Below are 17,646 nucleotides of genomic sequence, written 5' to 3' on the forward strand. Positions count from 1 at the left end.
CTCATTACTGTTTTTGTGAGCGTTTGATAACTCCGAAGAGTTTGTTCCGAAGAACTGGCTGCTTGCCCTCAAACGCCCACGCTTATCGGCTGTATTTTTTTAAGGAACCGAGTGCAAAACCGGAAAAACCGATCTTGAATCTCGTTGCTTGCTGCGATCAGCGAAGCCTTGAATTCTATCACAACTTTGCCGTCTAATTTTTTTCAGATCGGCTAGCAAAAATTTGCATTTCGCTCAGTGAAGCCTTGCATTGTACACAGATTTTGGCAGGCCAGGCAACATCCACACGGACATCCAGACAAAGAACCCCGGCAGGCCTTGCCTGCCGGGGTTCTTTGTCGCTTCTCAGGCGCTAGCTGCCTGCTCCAGTGCATCAACAAACAGTGCAGCCACATCGCAGCCGGTCTGATCAAAGATCTCCTGGAAGCAGGTGGGACTGGTCACATTGATCTCGGTGACGTTGTGACCAATCACATCCAGTCCGATCAATAGCAGGCCACGCTGCACCAAACGCTCCCCAATGAACTCGGCAATTGCCTTGTCCTGCTGCGCCAATGGCTGGGCAACTCCCTTGCCGCCAGCCGCCAGATTGCCGCGCACCTCATTGCCCTGCGGAATGCGTGCCAGGCAGAACGGCACGGGCTTGCCGCCGATGATGAGCACCCGCTTGTCGCCATGAACGATGTCGGGCAGGAACTTCTGCACCATGACGCTGGTGGAGCCGCCCTGATTCAGGGTTTCGATGATGCTGCCTAAATTGCGGCCGTCTTCGCCGACTCGGAAGATGCCCATCCCCCCCATGCCGTCCAGGGGCTTGAGGATGATGTCCTTGTGCTCTGCATGAAAAGCACGGATGTCCTGGGCGCTGCGCGTGACCAGGGTGGGCGAGATGAACTGTGCAAACTCCATGATGGCGAGCTTTTCGGGATGCTCGCGCAGTGCACTGGGTTTGTTGAAGACCTTGGCGCCCTCACGCTCGGCCTGACTGAGCATGTGCGTGGCGTAGAAGAACTCGGAATCGAAGGGCGGATCCTTGCGCATGACGATGGCATCAAAATCTGCCAGTGCCGTCAAAGCGCTTCGCGTCTCCTCGAACCAGCGGTCTTGCTCCCCGGTCAGGCTGATATGGCGCACCTGCGCCATGACCTTGCCGCCGCTTTGCCAGGAGACATGGCGGGGCTCGCAGGCCACGATCTGGTGTCCTCGGCGTTGAGCCTCACGCATCATGGCAAAGGTGGAGTCCTTGTAGATGACAAAGGATTCCAGCGGATCGGCAACAAACAGTATTTGCATGGTGAAAAACTCTAGCGGTAGAGGTAGATACCGGCATCATGCCCAGCCGGGCAAAACACCACAATATGACGGCAGATACTCAGGCCCTGCGCGCACGCAGGCTCTGGACAAGCAAGGCCAGGCTGCCAGCGACCACGCCCCAGAAGGCTGAGCCCACCCCTGCGATGACGACGCCGCTGAGCGTGACCAGAAAGGTGATGAGCGCTGCCTCTCGGTGCTTTTCCTCCTTGAAGGCCGTCGCCATGCCGCCGCCTATGGAGCCCAGCAGGGCCAGTCCGGCGATGCAGGCCACCAGCTCCTTGGGAAAGGCCGTCAGCAGGCCCGTAACCACCGCACCAAAGACACCTATCAAAATATATAGCAGTCCGCACACAGCAGCGGCGGTATAGCGCTTGCCCCTATCCTCATGCGCCTCGTCTCCCATGCAGATCGCCGCCGTGATGGCGCTGAGGTTGAGGGCATAGCCGCCAAACGGTGCCAGCAGCAAGGTCGCCACGCCGGTCATGCTGATGACCTTGGACACCGGTATCGGATAGCCCGTGGCGCGTATCGCTGCCACGCCCGGCAGATTCTGCGAAGCCATGGTCACGACAAACAGGGGCAACGCCAGGCTGATGAGCGCCTGCAGCGAGAACTCGGGAGCCGTATAGACCGGCATGGCCAGCCCGCCATGCACGGCCGACCACTGCATCTGCCCGCTCAGCGCCGCCCAGGCGGTTCCGGCCAGCAGGGTGATGATGACCGCATAGCGAGGCGCCATACGCCGCGAAAGCAGATAGGCAAGCAGCATGACCAGCACCAGGGACAGATTGGTTTCGGCCGCAGAGAAAGCCTGCATGCCGAACTTGGCCAGCACGCCGGCCAGCAGGGCCGACGCAATTTCCATGGGGATGCGGTTCATGATGCGCTCGAACCAGCCGGTCACCCCCACCAGAATGATGAGTGCCGCGCTGACAATAAAGGCACCGATCGCCTCCCCCATGGAGAAACCACCCGCCAGCCCGGCGGTCGCCAGCACCGCCGCCCCTGGGGTGGACCAGGCCACCATGACCGGCATGCGCAGAATCAGCGACGGGACCAGCGAGCACAGACCCATGCCCAGGCCCAGCGCCCAAATCCAGGAAGTAATCTGCTCAGGCGTGGCATGAAACGCCTGCGCCGCCTGAAACACCAGGGCCACCGAACTGGTAAAGCCCACAAGCACGGCCACAAAGCCTGCGGCCACGGCGGCAGGGCTCAAGTCTTTGAAAAAGCGCATCCGTGCATTCTGACACCAGCCCCACCCAAAATGATGCACTCCGCGTAAGCGCGAATGACGAAGCCCATCATCACATCAAAATCAATAGCTATCAGCGCTTTTTAATAAAGAGCCAAAGGCCTATTTGACTCAAAGTATTTACAGCTCGATCTTGGAGCCCAGCTCCACCACCGAGTTGCTCGGCAGGTGCAGGAAATCAGCCACCCGGCTCGCGTTCTTGTGCATCTGCGCAAACAGCTTTTCGCGCCAGTGCGCCATGGAGTTGTTCATGCGCGGGATGATCACATCACGCGACAGGAAATAGCTGGTGGACATGGAGTCCAGCTTGCAGCCCTGGGTACGCAGCTGCGCCAGCGCCGCAGGCACATCGGGCTCGTTCTTGAAGCCGTAGTGGATGATGACTTCCCAGCAGTCGCCGCCCAGCGACTCTGCCTCCACCCGCTTGTCCATCCCGACCCAGGGCACTTCGTGGTTGCGCACGGTCACAAAGAGATTGCGCTCATGCAGCACTTTGTTGTGCTTGAGGTTATGGAGCAGCGCATGCGGCACGGTGCCGGGCTCCCCCGAGAGGAAAACCGCCGTGCCGGGCACGCGCGTGGGCGGATGACGCCAGGTGGATTCCAGAAACTGACGCAGATCCAGCGCATCCGCCTGCAACTTCTGATGCAGCAGCTCACGCCCGCGGCGCCAGGTCATCATCAGGGTAAAGACCGTGCCACCGATCAGCAGCGGGAACCAGCCGCCTTCAAACAGCTTGAGCAGATTCGAGGCGAAGAAAGCCAGATCCACCACGAAGAAGAAGCCCGTCGCCAGCAGGCACAAGGCCAGCGAATAATTCCAGCGATAGCGGATGACAAAGAAGGTCAGCATGGTGGTGATCAGCATGTCTAGCGTCACCGCAATACCGTAGGCCGCCGCCAGATTGCCGCTATTGCGAAACAGCAGAACAGCCAGCGCAATCGCCACAAACAGGCCCCAGTTGACCAGGGGCATATAGATCTGACCGGTCTCCTTCACACTGGTGTGGCGTACCTCAAAACGTGGAAAGTAGCCCAGTTGAATGACCTGACGCGTCACGCTGAAGGCTCCCGTGATCAACGCCTGCGAGGCGATCACCGTGGCCATGGTGGCCATGATGACCAGCGGCAGCAGCGCCCAGCTGGGTGCCATCATGAAAAACGGGTTCTTGACTGCCTCGGGATTGGCCAGCAGCAAAGCGCCCTGACCGAAGTAATTCAAGGTCAGCGCCGGCATGGCAACGCTGAACCAGGCCAGACGGATAGGCTTCTTGCCGAAGTGACCGAGATCGGCGTACAGCGCCTCGGCACCCGTCACACAGAGCACGACCGAGCCCAGAATGATGAAGCTGATGCCCGGGCTGTTCCAGATGAAGCGGACCGCGTAATGCGGGCTGAGTGCCGCCAGGATTTCCGGATGCCCCATGATCTGGTGCACGCCCAGCAGGGCGATACAGACAAACCAGGTCACGGTGACGGGGCCAAAGAACTTGCCTATGCCTGCGGTGCCGCGCTTTTGCACGAAGAACAGCAGAAACAGAATCACCAGTGTCAGCGGAATCACGGCCTTGGTGAAATGCGGCGAGATGACTTCCAGGCCCTCAACCGCCGAGAGCACGGAAATCGCCGGAGTGATAACGCCATCGCCATAGAAGAGCGAGGTGCCGAACATACCCACCAGAAACAACGTGCTGGACAGTCGCGGCCTGTCCTTGACCGTCTGGGAGGCCAGGGCCAGCATGGCCACCAGCCCGCCCTCGCCGTTGTTGTCGGCGCGCAGCACCAGGGTCACGTACTTGAGGGAGACGATGACCGTGAGCGTCCAGAACAGTACCGAGAGCACGCCATAGACGTTGTCCGGCGTGAACGGCACATAGCCTGAGCCGAAAACCTCCTTGACCGAGTACAAAACACTGGTTCCGATGTCTCCGTAGACGACACCGATCGCGCCCAGGGTCAGGGCGCCTAGCGAGGATTTCGAATTTTGCACGGTTCAGGAAGCGACTCGTAAGGCAGTCACCAAGTGATCAAATTGTCGGCATTGTGCGCTGTCCTCAGCGCCTGCGAAATCAGTCGTAGATTTCTGCGTCGGGATTAGTGGCTTCCAACTCGTAGCTGGCCGCCAACATGGCCAAACGTGCTATCACGCCATACATATAGAAGCGGTTGGGTGCGCTGGCGCCCGGACGCGCGCTGGCCTGAGGCAGGTGGTTGCTCTGCTGGAAAGCCAGGGGCACGTAGCCCGCACCGGGGGCATTGAGGTTCTCGTCCTCGCCGCGTTCGGGGTGCATGCGGTAGAAACCTCCCACCACGTAACGATCCATCATGTAGACCACGGGCTCGGCCACGGCGTTGTGCATGCGCTCATAGGTCAGCACGCCCTCCTGCACGATGACGTCATGCACGGTCTGGCCGTCCTTGATGACGCCCATCTTGTTGCGGCTCTTGCGCGGCAGCGCAGCCAGCTCCTTGGCGTCGCGCACGGTCATCACACCCATGCCATAAGTGCCGTTGTCGGCCTTGACCACGGCAAACGGCTTTTCCTTGATGCCATATTCCTTGTACTTGCGGCGCACCTTGGAGAGGATCACGTCCACCTGCTCGGCCAGGGCCTCCATGCCCGTGCCTTCGGCAAAGTCGATGTTCTCCACATGACCGAACAAGGGGTTGATCAGCCAGGGGTCGATGCCCAGCAGCTTGCCGAAGCGCTTGCCGACTTCCTCGTAGCTCTGGAAGTGACGGCTCTTGCGGCGCACATTCCAGCCTGCATGCAGCGGCGGCAGCAGGTATTGCTCGTACAGCTCCTCGATGATGCCGGGCACGCCGGTGGAGAGGTCGTTGTTGAGCAAAATGGTGCAAGGGTCGAAATCCTTGAGGCCCAGACGGCGCTTGCTGCGGATCACCGGCTCCAGCTTGATCTCGTCGCCCAGGGGCAGCGTGATGGACAGCGTCTTCTTGATCTCGGGGCTGATGGAGCCGATGCGCACATTGAGACCCGCCATGCTGAAGATGCGCTTGAGCTGCAGCACGCTGGCCAGATAGTGGGTGTTGCGCGTGTGGTTCTCGGGAATGATGAGCAGATTGCGCGCCTCGGGGCATATCTTTTCGATGGCAGCCATCGCAGCCTGGACAGCCAGTGGCAGCATTTCATCGGTCAGGTTGTTCCAGCCGCCTGGAAACAGGTTGGTATCCACCGGTGCCAGCTTGAAACCCGCATTACGAATATCCACCGAACAGTAGAACGGCGGCGTGTGCTCCATCCATTCCAGGCGGAACCAACGCTCAATGGCAGGCATGGAGTCGAGAATGCGCTGCTCAAGTTCGTTAATGGGGCCGGTCAAAGCCGTGACGAGATGTGGAACCATAAATACCCTCAGGAGACGATGGTGGGGGGCAATTGTAGAGATTGAAGCATGAGATAGGTGTTTTCCCCAGTCTTTGTTTCAACGACGCCAGAACGCCGGTGACAGCAAAGCCATGAAACTCAGTATCTCGAGCCGCCCCAACAGCATGCCCAGAGTACACACCCAGATCTGGAAATCCGTCAACACCGTGTAGTTGGATGATGGGCCAACCGCGCCCAGTCCCGGTCCCATGCAGTGCACGCTGGCCAGCACGGCAGAGAATGCGGTCAGAGGGTCGAGGTCGGTCAGCAGCAACACCATGCTCAGCACAATGACGGTGGCACCGTAAACCAGCATGTAGGCCAGCACCGAAAAAATCATCGGGTTATCTACCACCGCATCGCCCAGCCGCACCGGCTGCACGGCGCGCGGGTGCACCAGACGCGTCATTTCGCGCCTGGCCTGCTTGACCAGAATCAGCATGCGCACCATCTTGATGCCACCGCCGGTCGAGCCCGCGCTGGTAGCCACCCCCGACAGCAGCAACAACAGAACGGGAATGAACACCGGCCAGGACAGATAGTCCGTGGTGGAAAAGCCGGTGGTCGTGGCGACCGAGACCGTGTGGAACATGCCGTTGCGCAAGGCATCGAGCGGCCCATAGACCCCCTTGACCCAGAGCAGCAGCGCCACCAGCAGGCCCGAGCCCAGCAGCACGCCAATCGTGGCGCGCATTTCGGGGTCGCGCATGAAACTATCGATGCGCCCCTTGCGCATGGCCACGAAGTACAGCGCAAAGTTGCAACTTGCCAGCAACATGAACAGCAAGGCCGCGGCCTCCAGCAGCGGCGAGTTGAAATAGGCGAAGCTGGCATCGTGCGACGACAGCCCGCCCAGGCTCACCGTGGCGAACATATGCATCAGCGCATCCAGCGGCTGCATGCCGCAGGCCCAGAAGGTCAGAAAACAGCCAATGGAGAACAGCGCGTACACACCCCACAGGCCTTTGGCCGTCTCGGTAATACGCGGCGTGAGCTTGGTGTCCTTGACGGGACCTGCAGCTTCCGCTCTGAAAAGCTGAGCGCCGCCGACACCCAGCAGTGGCAACACAGCCACGGCCAGAATCAGAATCCCCATGCCGCCCATCCACTGCATGAAAGTACGCCAGACATTGATGGACACCGGCAACTGATCCAGACCGCTGAGCACCGTGGCCCCGGTCGTCGTCAGGCCCGATACGGCTTCGAAGTAGGCATGGGTGAGACTGATGGAGATGCCCACCCGGTTCAACCCCATCATCAGCGGCACCATGGCGCACAGCGGCAGCACCACCCAGACCAGGGTCACCAGAATCACGCCATGACGCGGTTGCAGATCCTGCTTGTGACGGTGCAGTCCCCCCCACAGCAACAGGCCCACGCCAACCGTCAGTCCGATCGACCAGGGATAGATGCGCCAGATGCCATCCTGCGTGAACCAGGAGATGCCAAAGGGCAGCAGCATGGCGCCGGCAAACATAATCATCAGCATGCCCAGCACACGCAGGACAGGGAGCAGATCTTTCATGAGCGCAGCTTAGAAAAAGGTGGCGCTGACGCGGAACAGGTTTTCCACGTTGCGCACCAGCCGCTTGTTGGGCAGGAAGAACACCACATGGTCGCCGGATTCGATCACGGTATGGCTGCGCGGAATGATGACCTCGGTCTCCAGTGCCGCCCCCGCCACTTCCTCGCAGGTCTTGCCTTCTGGAATGCCGCGCACGATGAGACCGATATGCACCTCCTCGGGCAGGCGCAGCTCTTCCACCTTGCGCCCCACCACACGCGAGCTCTTGCGGTCGCCGCGCGCCACGATCTCCAGTGCCTCGGCAACGCCGCGGCGCAGGCTGTGCACGGCTTGCACATCGCCGCGGCGCACGTAAGCCAGGAACTCGCCCAGCATGGCCTGCGCCGGCGACAGCGCAATATCGATCTGCGTGCCGTGCATCAGATCGGCATAGGCGCGGCGATTGATCAGCGACAGAACACGGCGTGCGCCCATGCGCTTGGCCAGCAGGCTGGACATGATGTTGTCCTCGTCGTCGTCCGTCAGCGCGAGAAACAGATCCACCTCCTCGATGCCCTCCTCCTCCAGCAGGGCCTCGTCGGTGGCATCCCCCTCCAGCACCAGCACTTCGGCAGGCAGCACCGACGACAGGCTCAGGCATTGCTGGTCGTTGGACTCGATGATCTTGACGTGAAAGCGCCCGGGCGTCTGCGCCAGCTTCCTGGCCAGCCGCAGGCTGACCTGGCCTCCGCCCGCAATCATGATGCGGAACACCGGCCGGCTCGGGCGGCCTTCGGGCAGGTTGATGGCCTTGAGAGCCTCGGACACATGCTCGGTCGCGGCCAGCATGAAGACTTCGTCGCCGGGCTCTATGCGCGTGGCCCCGTCGCAGCGCACAAACCGGTCGGGCTCGTCCATGAAGCGACGGTAGATCGCGACGATGCGCATGGCCAGTTCCGGCATGCGCTCTCGCACCTGGGCAATCTGCAGGCCCACGGCAGGCGCGCCGGCACGTGCGCGCACTGAGGCCAGGGCGGCTCGCCCGCCCGCAAAGGCGCGCACCTGCATGGCCTCCGGGTATTCGATGAGCTTGCGGATGTAATTGGTGACCGATTCCTCGGGACAGATGATGCGATCGACCGCAAAACCCTCCTTGCCCAGCACCGGATCATCCACCGCAAAGCTGGACGAGCGCACCCGCGCAATGCGGGTCGGAATGTCGAACACGGCCTGGGCAATCTTGCAGCAGACCAGGTTGGTCTCGTCCATGGAGGCGCAGGCGATCAGCAGGTCGGTATCCTTGGCGCCCGCCTCGGCCAGCACCTGGGGATCGATGCCGTTGCCGACCACGCCGCGCAGGTCGAAGCGCGACTCCAGCTCACGCAATGCTCGCGCATCCGTGTCGATGACGGTGATTCCGTTTTGCTCGGACACCAGACTTTCGGCCACACTCTGGCCTACGCGCCCGGCACCCAGAATAATGATTTTCATGGTGTTATGGAAAGGGATCCAAGCTGCGGCATCAATTCAGACCGATGAGGGCCGCAAACAGCCCTCGTCGGCGGGTGGATCTCAGGAACGGACTTCGCCGTCGCCCAGGACCACGTATTTGAGCGAAGTCAGGCCTTCGATACCTACCGGCCCGCGCGCATGGAACTTGTCGGTGCTGATGCCGATCTCGGCACCGAGTCCGAACTCGAAGCCATCGGCAAAGCGGGTGCTGGTATTGACCATGACACTGGCCGAATCGACCTCGCGCAGGAATTTCTGCGCATGCAGGTGATTGGTCGTCAGAATCGACTCCGTATGGTGGCTGGAGTACTTGTTGATGTGGGCAATGGCCTCGTCCACACCGTCCACCAGCTTCACGCTGATGATGGGCGCCAGGTATTCCTCGTACCAGTCCTGCTCCACCGCCTGGGCCAGCTTGGCATCCTGAACGGTTTGCAAAATGGCCAGAGCCTCGGCATCGCAGCGCATTTCCACGCCCTTGGCGGCATAAACGGCACCGATCCTGGGCAAGAAGTCTGCAGCCACGGCGCGTGCCACCAGCAGGCTTTCGCTGGCGTTGCAGGGGCTGTACTTGTTGGTCTTGGCGTTGTCGGCCACTTTCACGGCCATGGCGATGTCGCAGGGGTCATCCACATAGGTGTGGCAATTGCCATCCAGATGCTTGATGACTGGCACCTTGGCCTCGCGGCTGATGCGCTCGATCAGGCCCTTGCCGCCCCGGGGGATGATGACGTCCACATAGTCGGGCATGGCAATGAGCTGACCCACGGCATCGCGGTCGGTGGTCTCCACCAGCTTGACGCCGTCTTCGGGCAGGCCGGCCTCGGCCAGCGCCTGGGCCACCAGCCTGGCCAGCGCCTTGTTGGAGTCGATCGCCTCCGAGCCACCGCGCAAAATGCAGGCATTGCCGCTCTTGATCGAGAGGCTGGCCGCTTCGATGGTCACATTCGGGCGGCTTTCATAAATCATGCCGAACACGCCCAGAGGCACACGCATCTGACCCACGCGGATACCGCTGGGCATCTGCTTGAGGCCGCTGATCTCGCCGATCACATCTGGCATGGCAGCGAGTTGCTCGCAACCTTCGGCACAAGTCTCCAGCACCTTGGGCGTCAGACGCAGCCTGTCGACCATGGGCTCCGACAGGCCATTGGCCACGGCGCGCTCCAGATCGCGGGCATTATCGATCTGCAGCGGCTCGACGTTCTCGCGCAGCAGACGGGCCAGCGCCTTGAGTGCTTTGTTTTTAGTAGCTGCAGACGCACGCGCCATCAGTGCAGAGGCGGATTTTGCCTGTACACCAAGGTTGTGCATGTATTCGACGGTATTGAGCGCGTTCATGGCGTGATTTTCGCCGAGATAAGCAAGTTGCGCAGACAAGCCCGAGCACGAGGGGGTTTATGGCCCTGCGGACACCTACACTCGGCCTCTGAATCGCAAGGAGACTTATGAGCCACAACACCACAGCGCTGCAGGAAAGCGCCCGCCAGCTCCAGCAGCTGCGCAGCGGATTCGAGCAGCTCGCCCACTCGCAAATCAGCGCCAGCGCCCTGGGCCAGCAGGCACGCGCCGCGACCACATTGCTTGAGGCACTGCCACCACGCTATGGCGAGGTGCTGCTCAACCTGCTGGACCGGCTCGAATCCAGCGCGCTGTTCACCGAGGAAAGCTGCTCCTTCAGCCAGAAGGACTTGCTGGACAATCTGCGCCTATGGGCCGACAAGGCCCAAACCCAGCTCGCCGCCAATCCCGGCTGAGCCGAAAATCAGCGCCCGGCCTGGGCCAGTTGCATGGCCAGCTGCCGCAGGGCCTGCCAGCTGTCGCGAGGCCAGCCCGCGCTGGGCAAACCTTTGACAATGCCGTCCACGGCATGGGCAGCCTGGAGCAGTTCGGCCGCGCGTGCATCGCTGACACGCGGCAGCAGCCGCTCCATCAGCCTCTCCTTGGGGCCCCAGATGCGGTTCTCGCGCAGCGCCATGGGCAGGGGCTTGCCGCCCGCCATGGCGTCCTTGACCCGCTTGATGTTTCGAATGTCCTCGGCCAGCGCCCAATGCACCAGCACCTCGGCCTCGCCTTCGGCCTGCAGGCCGTCCAGCATGCGCATGCTGCGCGCCACCTGGCCCGAAAGCACGGCCTCGGACAGCTTGAACACGTCGTAGCGCGCCACATTGAGCACCGCCTGCTCCACCTGCGCCAGACTCAGCTCACCCTCGGGGTGCAACAGGGCCAGCTTCTGAATTTCCTGGTGCGCTGCCAGCAGATTACCTTCCACTCGGTCGGCAAAGAACTGCAGCGTGCGTTGGCCCTCTTCACCTGCAGCCACACGCTGGTTCTGCAACGCCAGACGCTGTGCAATCCAGTGCGGCAGCGCGCCGCGCTCCACGGGATCGATCTGGATGGAAACGCCGTTGCCGTCCAGCGCCCCAAACCAGGCCCCGGTCCTGGTGGCCTTGTCCAGGCGCGGCAGACTGATCAGGGTCAGCGTGCTGTCGTTGCCCTGGGCGCTGCTGGCCAGCTGCTGCAGCGCAGCACTGCCGTCCTTGCCGGGTTTGCCGCTGGGAATGCGAATTTCCAGAATCTGCTTGTCCGCAAACAGGCTCAGGCTGCCGCCTGCCGCCAGCACGCCGCTCCAGTCAAAGTGCGCGCCCATGACGGTGTAGCTGCTGCGCTCGGTATAGCCCTGAGCGCGCGCTGCCGCACGGATCGCGTCGGCCGCTTCCTGCTGCTGCAAGGGCTCGTCGCCATGCAGCACATAGAGCGAGCGCAAGCCCTTGGCCAGATGGGAGGGAAGCTGGTTCAGCGCAAGCTGCATGGAGAAAAGTTTTCTATAAGAAGTATCTGAAACGCACTGAATTCAAGCGTCAGCAGCTATCAGATTTATCGAACCAACGCTGGAGACTCTCGACCGCAACTCAGAAACGTCAAGCAAGGGCCTAGGCGACCTGCCGCCCAGCAACAAGGCCGTAGTCCCCGTCGCGCTGCGGCTCAGGGGACGGGCTCATGACACCTGCAGGCTCTTGACCGCAGCCAGACGGCGAATGATCTGCTGCACGATGTCGTTGCGCATGTCCTTGTTCAGCATTTCCTCTTCTACTGCCTTGGACAAGGCATTGGTTTCGTTATAGGTCACGTTGCGGATCTGACGAATCTCGACCGGCTCGATCAGCTCATCGCCGCCAGGCGTGCGCAACGAGAAGCGCACGATCAGACGCAGTTCGATTTCACGCACCTGGCCAGCCACGTTGGAGCCGATGATCACGCGCTGGGCCTGCTCGCTGATGATCTGGCAGATCACCTCGGCGGTATCGGGCGATGCCGGGTCCTTGACCACGGTCAATTGATCGCTGCTCGATTCCAGACTGCGACGCAGCAAAGTGCCCACGGGCGCACCGCGCCCCGCCTGCACGTAAATGGAGCGAAACACAAAATTAGGCGCTCCGCGCAGGCGAAAGCCGCAAGCCCCCAGCAAAGGCGTCAAGGCCATGGCGGCCAGCAGCGTACGTTTTTGCATCAACTGTCCTCTAATCTTCAAGCCCTGCTGCGAGCATCGACTCTTGCTCCAGAAATACCGAGCAAGGACCGCCCCGCAGCGAAGGTATTGTCCCCCTCCCGCGAAGCGAGAGAGGGGGAAGGCGCGAAGCGCCTCAGGGGGAGTCATTTACACCACAATATTCACCAGACGTCCCGGCACCACGATGATCTTCTTGGGTGCACGGCCTTCGGCAAACTTCTGGTACTCCTCGTTGGCCAGCGCAGCCGCCTCAATGGCAGCCTTGTCGGCAGTGGCGGACACCAGGATCGCACCGCGCAGCTTGCCGTTGACCTGCAGCACCAGCGAGATCTCGTCCTGCACCAGGGCCTTGGGATCGACCTGCGGCCAGGGGGCATCGAGCAGATCGCCCAGGTGGTTGGCATAGCCCAGCTCGCTCCACAGCACATGCGCCAGATGGGGCGTTGCGGGGTAGAGCACGCGCAGCAGAATGCCGAAGCCTTCGATCAACGCCACCTTGGCACCGGCGTCATCCAGGGCCTTGAAGTCTTCCAGCGCATTGATCATCTTCATCGCGCCGGACACCACGGTGTTGTACTGCATGCGCGAGTAGTCGTACTCGACCTGCTTGAGCACGTTGTGGATTTCCAGACGCAGGGCCTTGGCCGCCTTGCCGAATTCCACATCGTCCAGCGACTTGGCGCCGGCCACGCCCTGCACGGCGGAAGCCATGTCCATGCCTGTCAGCTTGCTGCCGAAGTTGTAGACGCGGCGCAGGAAACGATAGCTGCCTTCCACGGCGGCGTCGTTCCACTCCAGAGTCAGCTCGGGAGGCGAGGTGAACATGGTGTACAGACGTGCGGTGTCGGCACCGTACTTCTCGATCAGATCCTGCGGGTCCACGCCGTTGTTCTTGGACTTGGACATGGTGCCCACGCCCTCGTAATCGATGGCGGTACCCACGGGCAGCAGGCCGTCGGCGCTGTCCACTTCGATCTTGAGCTTGGCGCCGATGATCTTGCCGGAGTCGTCGAACACATGCTCCACATCCTTGGGCCAGAAGTATTCCTTGGCGCCCTTGGCCGTGCGACGGCTGTAGATGTGGTTGAGCACCATGCCCTGGGTCAGCAGCTTGGTGAAGGGCTCGTCGATCTTGACCAGGCCAAGGTCGCGCATGACCTTGGTCCAGAAACGCGCATACAGCAGGTGCAGGATGGCATGTTCCACACCGCCGATGTACTGGTCCATGGGCATCCAGTAATCGGCGCCGTCGGCCACCATCTGCTCGCCGTTCTTGGCGTCGCAATAGCGCATGAAGTACCAGGACGAGTCCACGAAGGTGTCCATGGTGTCGGTTTCACGGCGGGCAGGCTTGCCGCAGCAGGGGCAGACCACGCCGGCGTGGAAGGCTTCGCTCTTGACCAGGGGATTGCCGGAGCCATCGGGCACCAGATCCTGGGGCAGGACCACGGGCAGGTCCTTCTCGGGCACGGGCTGAGGACCGCAATCGGCGCAATGAATGATGGGGATGGGAGTGCCCCAGTAGCGCTGACGGCTGATGCCCCAGTCGCGCAGACGCCAGGTGGTCTTGAGCTCGCCCAGGCCCTTGTCGCCCAGAATCTTGGCCACGGCCTGCACCGCATCCTTGTGGTTCAGACCGTCGAAGTCGCCGGAGTTGATCAGTACGCCGCGCTCCTTGTCGCCATACCAGTCGCTCCACTGCTTGTCGTCATAAGCGGCCTGGCCTTCCACGGCCACCACCTGCTTGATGGGCAGGCCGTATTTGTTGGCAAAGGCGAAGTCGCGCTCGTCGTGGGCCGGAACGCCCATCACGGCGCCGTCGCCATAGCTCATCAGCACATAGTTGCCGATCCAGACCTCGACCTGCGCGCCGGTGATGGGGTGGGTGACGAACAGGCCCGTGGGCTTACCTTCCTTTTCCTTGACGGCCAGCTCGGCCTCGGTCGTACCGCCCTTTTTGCACTCCTCAATGAAGGCTGCCAGTTCGGGGCTGGAGGCCGCCGCATGCAGCGCCAGCGGGTGCTCGGGGGCAACCGCGCAGAAGGTCACGCCCATGATGGTGTCGGCACGCGTGGTGAAGACATACATCTTGCCATCGCCGATCAGTTCGCCCGCAGCGTTCCTGACCTCATGCGTGAACGCAAAGCGCACGCCGGCGGACTTGCCGATCCAGTTCTCCTGCATCAGGCGCACCTTGTCGGGCCAGCCATTCAAGGTGGCCTTCTCGTTGCCGACCTGCACATGATCCAGCAGTTCCTGAGCGTAATGGGTGATGCCCAGGTAGTAGCCGGGAATCTCGCGCTTTTCCACCAGCGCGCCGGTACGCCAGCCGCGGCCGTCGATGACCTGCTCGTTAGCCAGCACGGTCTGATCCACCGGGTCCCAGTTCACCACCTGGGTCTTGCGGTAGGCAATGCCTTTTTCCAGCATCTTGAGGAACAGCCACTGGTTCCACTTGTAGTACTCGGGGTCGCAGGTGGCGACCTCGCGGCTCCAGTCGATGGCCAGGCCCATGGCCTGCATCTGCTTCTTCATGTACGCGATGTTCTCGTACGTCCACTTGGCGGGCGGCACCTTGTTCTTCAGCGCAGCGTTCTCGGCTGGCAGACCGAAGGCGTCCCAGCCCATGGGCATGAGGACGTTGTAACCCTTCATGCGCAGCTGGCGCGTGAGCATGTCGTTGATGGTGTAGTTGCGCACATGGCCCATGTGCAGCTTGCCGCTGGGGTAGGGCAGCATGGAGCAGGCGTAGTACTTGGGCTTGCTGCCGTCTTCGGTGACGCGGTAGGCGTCCTTGGCTTGCCAGTGGTCTTGCGCGGCGCGCTCGACCTCGATGTGGTTGAATTTTTCTTGCATGGTGCAGTGCAGTGGCCGCCAGCCCCACTTGGGACCCGGCAAGGTAGAAATCTGAAATCAGCAGGGATTTTAGGCTGCCCGACCGCTTGCGCCGTTTTAGCCTTGCATGACCGCAGAACCCGCTGCGCCATCCCTGCGGCCTTCCTGCACGCCACGCTGGGAAATACGGCTTTGCGTAAGCTAGTGGCTGTTCACACATTGCTGAACTTTTTGCACGCCAGCCGGTCTTACCGGCCTGTTTACGTGCCCGACGCCATCGCCTGCCTTCTGCCCGAAGTTGCCAGACTTGCGCTCCTGCCCCGGTCCATTCTTCTGAGGAGCTGCTCTTGCTTTCCCGCTGGTCTTTTGTTTCTGACTGGAATCCCGCCATGCAAATGCTGGCCTCGCTCTGCGTCCTGGCCCTGACCGCTCTTGTGGCCGGCTGGCTGACCCAGTGGCTGGGGCTCAAGGTCTTTCGCCGTATGCGCGACACCCTCAGGACCGGCTGGGCCCAGATCCTCATGCACGACAAGGTGCTGCGCCGCCTGGCCAAGGTCGTGCCCTCGCTGATCGTGCAGTTCGGCGTGCAAGGCGTGCCGCATCTGGAGCCGCGCTGGACCACGCTGATCACCAATGTGGCGGTGGCCTTCACGCTCTATCACCTTGCGCGCGCGCTGTGCGATCTGCTCAATGCCACGAACGAGGCCCATGAACGCGACGAGGCACGCAAGGCCGCCGTCCAGACCCATTCCATCAAGAGCTATGTGCAGCTGGGCAAGCTGCTGGTCTGCAGCTTTGCCGTGGTGCTCATCGTGGCCACGCTGATGGACCGCTCGCCGCTGCTGCTGCTCTCGGGCCTGGGCGCCATGTCGGCCGTGCTGATGCTGGTGTTCAAGGACACCATCCTCTCCTTTGTCGCCGGCGTTCAGCTCGGCAGCAACGACATGCTGCGCGTGGGCGACTGGATAGAGATGCCCCAGGTCGGCGCCGACGGCTTTGTGACCGATATCGCGCTCAATACCGTCAAGGTGCAGAACTGGGACAAGACCATCACCACCATTCCCACCTGGCGGCTGATGACGGACAGCTTCAAGAACTGGCGCGGCATGTTCGACTCGGGCGGACGCCGCATCATGCGCTCGCTGAACCTGGACGCCAACACCGTGCACCTGCTCTCACCCGAGGAACGCGCGGGCATGGGCCATATCGCGCTGCTGCAACCCTACTGGAGCGAGCGCGACGGCCTGCAGGCCATGCCGGGCGCGGCCGAGGCCGCCATGCCAACCCAGGCCATCGCCGCCCACCAGGTGACGAATCTGGCCGCCTTCAAGGCCTATGCCTACGCCTATCTGATGGGCCATCCGCGCATTGGCAAAGGCCCGGGCATGTTCCTCATGGTGCGCACCATGGAGACATCGCCCACGGGACTGCCGCTGCAGCTGTTCTGCTACACCAACACCACCATCTGGGTGGAGTACGAAGGCATACAGGGCGAAATCTTCGACCATCTGATCGGCGTGCTGCCGCAGTTCGGGCTGACGCTGTACCAGCGTTCGTCGGACTACGGCACCCACTATCCGCCCGCCCGTCCCGATGTAGTAGCCCGTTAATACCCGTGGCGCCACTTGCCTGTCCACAATGGTTTGACACTTCAACAGGAGACAGACCATGGCAGGCAAGAAGATTTTGATGATTTGCGGCGACTACTGCGAGGACTATGAAACCATGGTCCCGTTCCAGGCCCTGCTGGCCGTGGGCCATACGGTGCACGCGGTCTGCCCCGACAAAAAGGCCGGCGACCAGATCAAGACCGCCATCCACGACTTTGAAGGCGCACAGACCTATAGCGAAAAGCCCGGCCACAACTTCACGCTCAACGCCACGTTTGCCGATGTAAAGCCCGAGCAGTACGACGCCCTGGTCATCCCCGGCGGCCGCGGCCCCGAGTATCTGCGCGGCTATGAAAGCGTGCGCGCCGCCGTACGTCACTTCTTCGACACCAACAAACCCGTGGCCGCCGTCTGCCACGGCGCGCAGTTGCTGGCCGGGGCCGGCGTGCTCAAGGGCCGCACCTGCTCGGCCTATCCCGCCTGCCGCGCCGAGGTGGAACTGGCCGGGGGCAGCTATGCCGACATCCCCGTCGACCAGGCCCATACCGAAGGCAATCTGGTAAGCGCCCCGGCCTGGCCTGCCCATCCGGCCTGGATTGCACAGTTTCTCGCGCTGCTGGGCACGAAGATTTCACACTGAAATCGGCCTCCAGCGCTTTTTCCATCAAGCGCAGCAAGCTATCAATTCAAGAGTTCTCCTCTTGACGCCGCAGTCACCGGG

At 61.8% G+C, this 17,646-nt stretch carries 13 protein-coding genes; 3 read left to right on the forward strand and 10 right to left on the reverse strand.

Annotated elements, in window-relative coordinates:
• Positions 1–345: 345 nt before the first annotated feature.
• The 7 genes from gshB to FSY45_RS17295 form a co-directional block, all read right to left on the reverse strand.
• Positions 346–1,293, reverse strand: a complete 948-nt coding sequence (gene gshB / locus FSY45_RS17265) for a glutathione synthase (protein ID WP_046460486.1) — start codon at positions 1,291–1,293, stop codon at positions 346–348.
• Between the two features lie 79 nt (positions 1,294–1,372).
• Entirely contained in the window at positions 1,373–2,551 is a 1,179-nt protein-coding gene (locus FSY45_RS17270; RefSeq protein ID WP_046460485.1) for a benzoate/H(+) symporter BenE family transporter, read from the reverse strand.
• Positions 2,552–2,689: 138 nt separating this feature from the next.
• On the reverse strand, positions 2,690–4,558 hold the full coding sequence (locus FSY45_RS17275; RefSeq protein ID WP_046460484.1) for a potassium transporter Kup: 1,869 nt from the start codon (positions 4,556–4,558) through the stop codon (positions 2,690–2,692).
• Positions 4,559–4,637: 79 nt separating this feature from the next.
• The gene (gene gshA, locus FSY45_RS17280) at positions 4,638–5,933 is read right to left on the reverse strand and encodes a glutamate--cysteine ligase (RefSeq protein ID WP_004340452.1); all 1,296 of its coding nucleotides are present in this window, start codon (positions 5,931–5,933) and stop codon (positions 4,638–4,640) included.
• Between the two features lie 78 nt (positions 5,934–6,011).
• Positions 6,012–7,478, reverse strand: coding sequence for a TrkH family potassium uptake protein (locus FSY45_RS17285; protein ID WP_004340449.1), 1,467 nt, complete (start codon positions 7,476–7,478; stop codon positions 6,012–6,014).
• Positions 7,479–7,487: 9 nt separating this feature from the next.
• Positions 7,488–8,948 (reverse strand): Trk system potassium transporter TrkA, encoded by a 1,461-nt coding sequence (gene trkA / locus FSY45_RS17290; RefSeq protein WP_046460483.1) that lies wholly within the window; start codon positions 8,946–8,948, stop codon positions 7,488–7,490.
• 81 nt (positions 8,949–9,029) lie between these two features.
• Complete coding sequence (locus tag FSY45_RS17295; RefSeq protein WP_046460482.1) at positions 9,030–10,310, reverse strand: glutamate-5-semialdehyde dehydrogenase; 1,281 nt, start codon at positions 10,308–10,310, stop codon at positions 9,030–9,032.
• A 107-nt stretch (positions 10,311–10,417) separates the two neighbouring features.
• Between FSY45_RS17295 and FSY45_RS17300 the strand changes: the two genes are divergently transcribed.
• Positions 10,418–10,726, forward strand: a complete 309-nt coding sequence (locus tag FSY45_RS17300) for a hypothetical protein (protein WP_012840194.1) — start codon at positions 10,418–10,420, stop codon at positions 10,724–10,726.
• Between the two features lie 8 nt (positions 10,727–10,734).
• On the opposite strand, the gene holA is transcribed toward FSY45_RS17300, so the two are convergent.
• From holA to leuS, 3 genes are all read right to left on the reverse strand, one after another.
• Positions 10,735–11,781, reverse strand: a complete 1,047-nt coding sequence (gene holA, locus FSY45_RS17305; RefSeq protein WP_004340437.1) for a DNA polymerase III subunit delta — start codon at positions 11,779–11,781, stop codon at positions 10,735–10,737.
• Positions 11,782–11,967: 186 nt separating this feature from the next.
• The gene (gene lptE, locus FSY45_RS17310) at positions 11,968–12,480 is read right to left on the reverse strand and encodes an LPS assembly lipoprotein LptE (RefSeq protein WP_004340434.1); all 513 of its coding nucleotides are present in this window, start codon (positions 12,478–12,480) and stop codon (positions 11,968–11,970) included.
• A 147-nt stretch (positions 12,481–12,627) separates the two neighbouring features.
• On the reverse strand, positions 12,628–15,336 hold the full coding sequence (gene leuS, locus FSY45_RS17315; protein ID WP_012840198.1) for a leucine--tRNA ligase: 2,709 nt from the start codon (positions 15,334–15,336) through the stop codon (positions 12,628–12,630).
• 368 nt (positions 15,337–15,704) lie between these two features.
• Here leuS and FSY45_RS17320 point away from each other — a divergent pair, with 368 nt between their 5' ends.
• The gene (locus FSY45_RS17320; RefSeq protein WP_046460481.1) at positions 15,705–16,925 is read left to right on the forward strand and encodes a mechanosensitive ion channel family protein; all 1,221 of its coding nucleotides are present in this window, start codon (positions 15,705–15,707) and stop codon (positions 16,923–16,925) included.
• Positions 16,926–16,983: 58 nt separating this feature from the next.
• Positions 16,984–17,565, forward strand: coding sequence for a DJ-1/PfpI family protein (locus FSY45_RS17325; RefSeq protein WP_003060496.1), 582 nt, complete (start codon positions 16,984–16,986; stop codon positions 17,563–17,565).
• Positions 17,566–17,646: the final 81 nt, after the last annotated feature.

Origin of the sequence: Comamonas sp. Z1, from assembly GCF_008121555.1 — a bacterium.
In the GTDB taxonomy this organism is placed as follows: Bacteria; Pseudomonadota; Gammaproteobacteria; order Burkholderiales; family Burkholderiaceae_C; genus Comamonas; species Comamonas thiooxydans.

What these genes read in the sequence shown, in the direction of transcription:
- FSY45_RS17300 (WP_012840194.1), top strand. Translation starts at nt 10,418, where the DNA reads ATGAGCCACAACACCACAGCGCTGCAGGAAAGCGCCCGCCAGCTCCAG.
- gshB (WP_046460486.1), bottom strand. Translation starts at nt 1,293, where the DNA reads ATGCAAATACTGTTTGTTGCCGATCCGCTGGAATCCTTTGTCATCTAC.
- FSY45_RS17285 (WP_004340449.1), bottom strand. Translation starts at nt 7,478, where the DNA reads ATGAAAGATCTGCTCCCTGTCCTGCGTGTGCTGGGCATGCTGATGATT.
- FSY45_RS17320 (WP_046460481.1), top strand. Translation starts at nt 15,705, where the DNA reads ATGCAAATGCTGGCCTCGCTCTGCGTCCTGGCCCTGACCGCTCTTGTG.
- FSY45_RS17325 (WP_003060496.1), top strand. Translation starts at nt 16,984, where the DNA reads ATGGCAGGCAAGAAGATTTTGATGATTTGCGGCGACTACTGCGAGGAC.
- leuS (WP_012840198.1), bottom strand. Translation starts at nt 15,336, where the DNA reads ATGCAAGAAAAATTCAACCACATCGAGGTCGAGCGCGCCGCGCAAGAC.
- gshA (WP_004340452.1), bottom strand. Translation starts at nt 5,933, where the DNA reads ATGGTTCCACATCTCGTCACGGCTTTGACCGGCCCCATTAACGAACTT.
- holA (WP_004340437.1), bottom strand. Translation starts at nt 11,781, where the DNA reads ATGCAGCTTGCGCTGAACCAGCTTCCCTCCCATCTGGCCAAGGGCTTG.
- FSY45_RS17295 (WP_046460482.1), bottom strand. Translation starts at nt 10,310, where the DNA reads ATGAACGCGCTCAATACCGTCGAATACATGCACAACCTTGGTGTACAG.
- FSY45_RS17270 (WP_046460485.1), bottom strand. Translation starts at nt 2,551, where the DNA reads ATGCGCTTTTTCAAAGACTTGAGCCCTGCCGCCGTGGCCGCAGGCTTT.
- lptE (WP_004340434.1), bottom strand. Translation starts at nt 12,480, where the DNA reads ATGCAAAAACGTACGCTGCTGGCCGCCATGGCCTTGACGCCTTTGCTG.
- trkA (WP_046460483.1), bottom strand. Translation starts at nt 8,948, where the DNA reads ATGAAAATCATTATTCTGGGTGCCGGGCGCGTAGGCCAGAGTGTGGCC.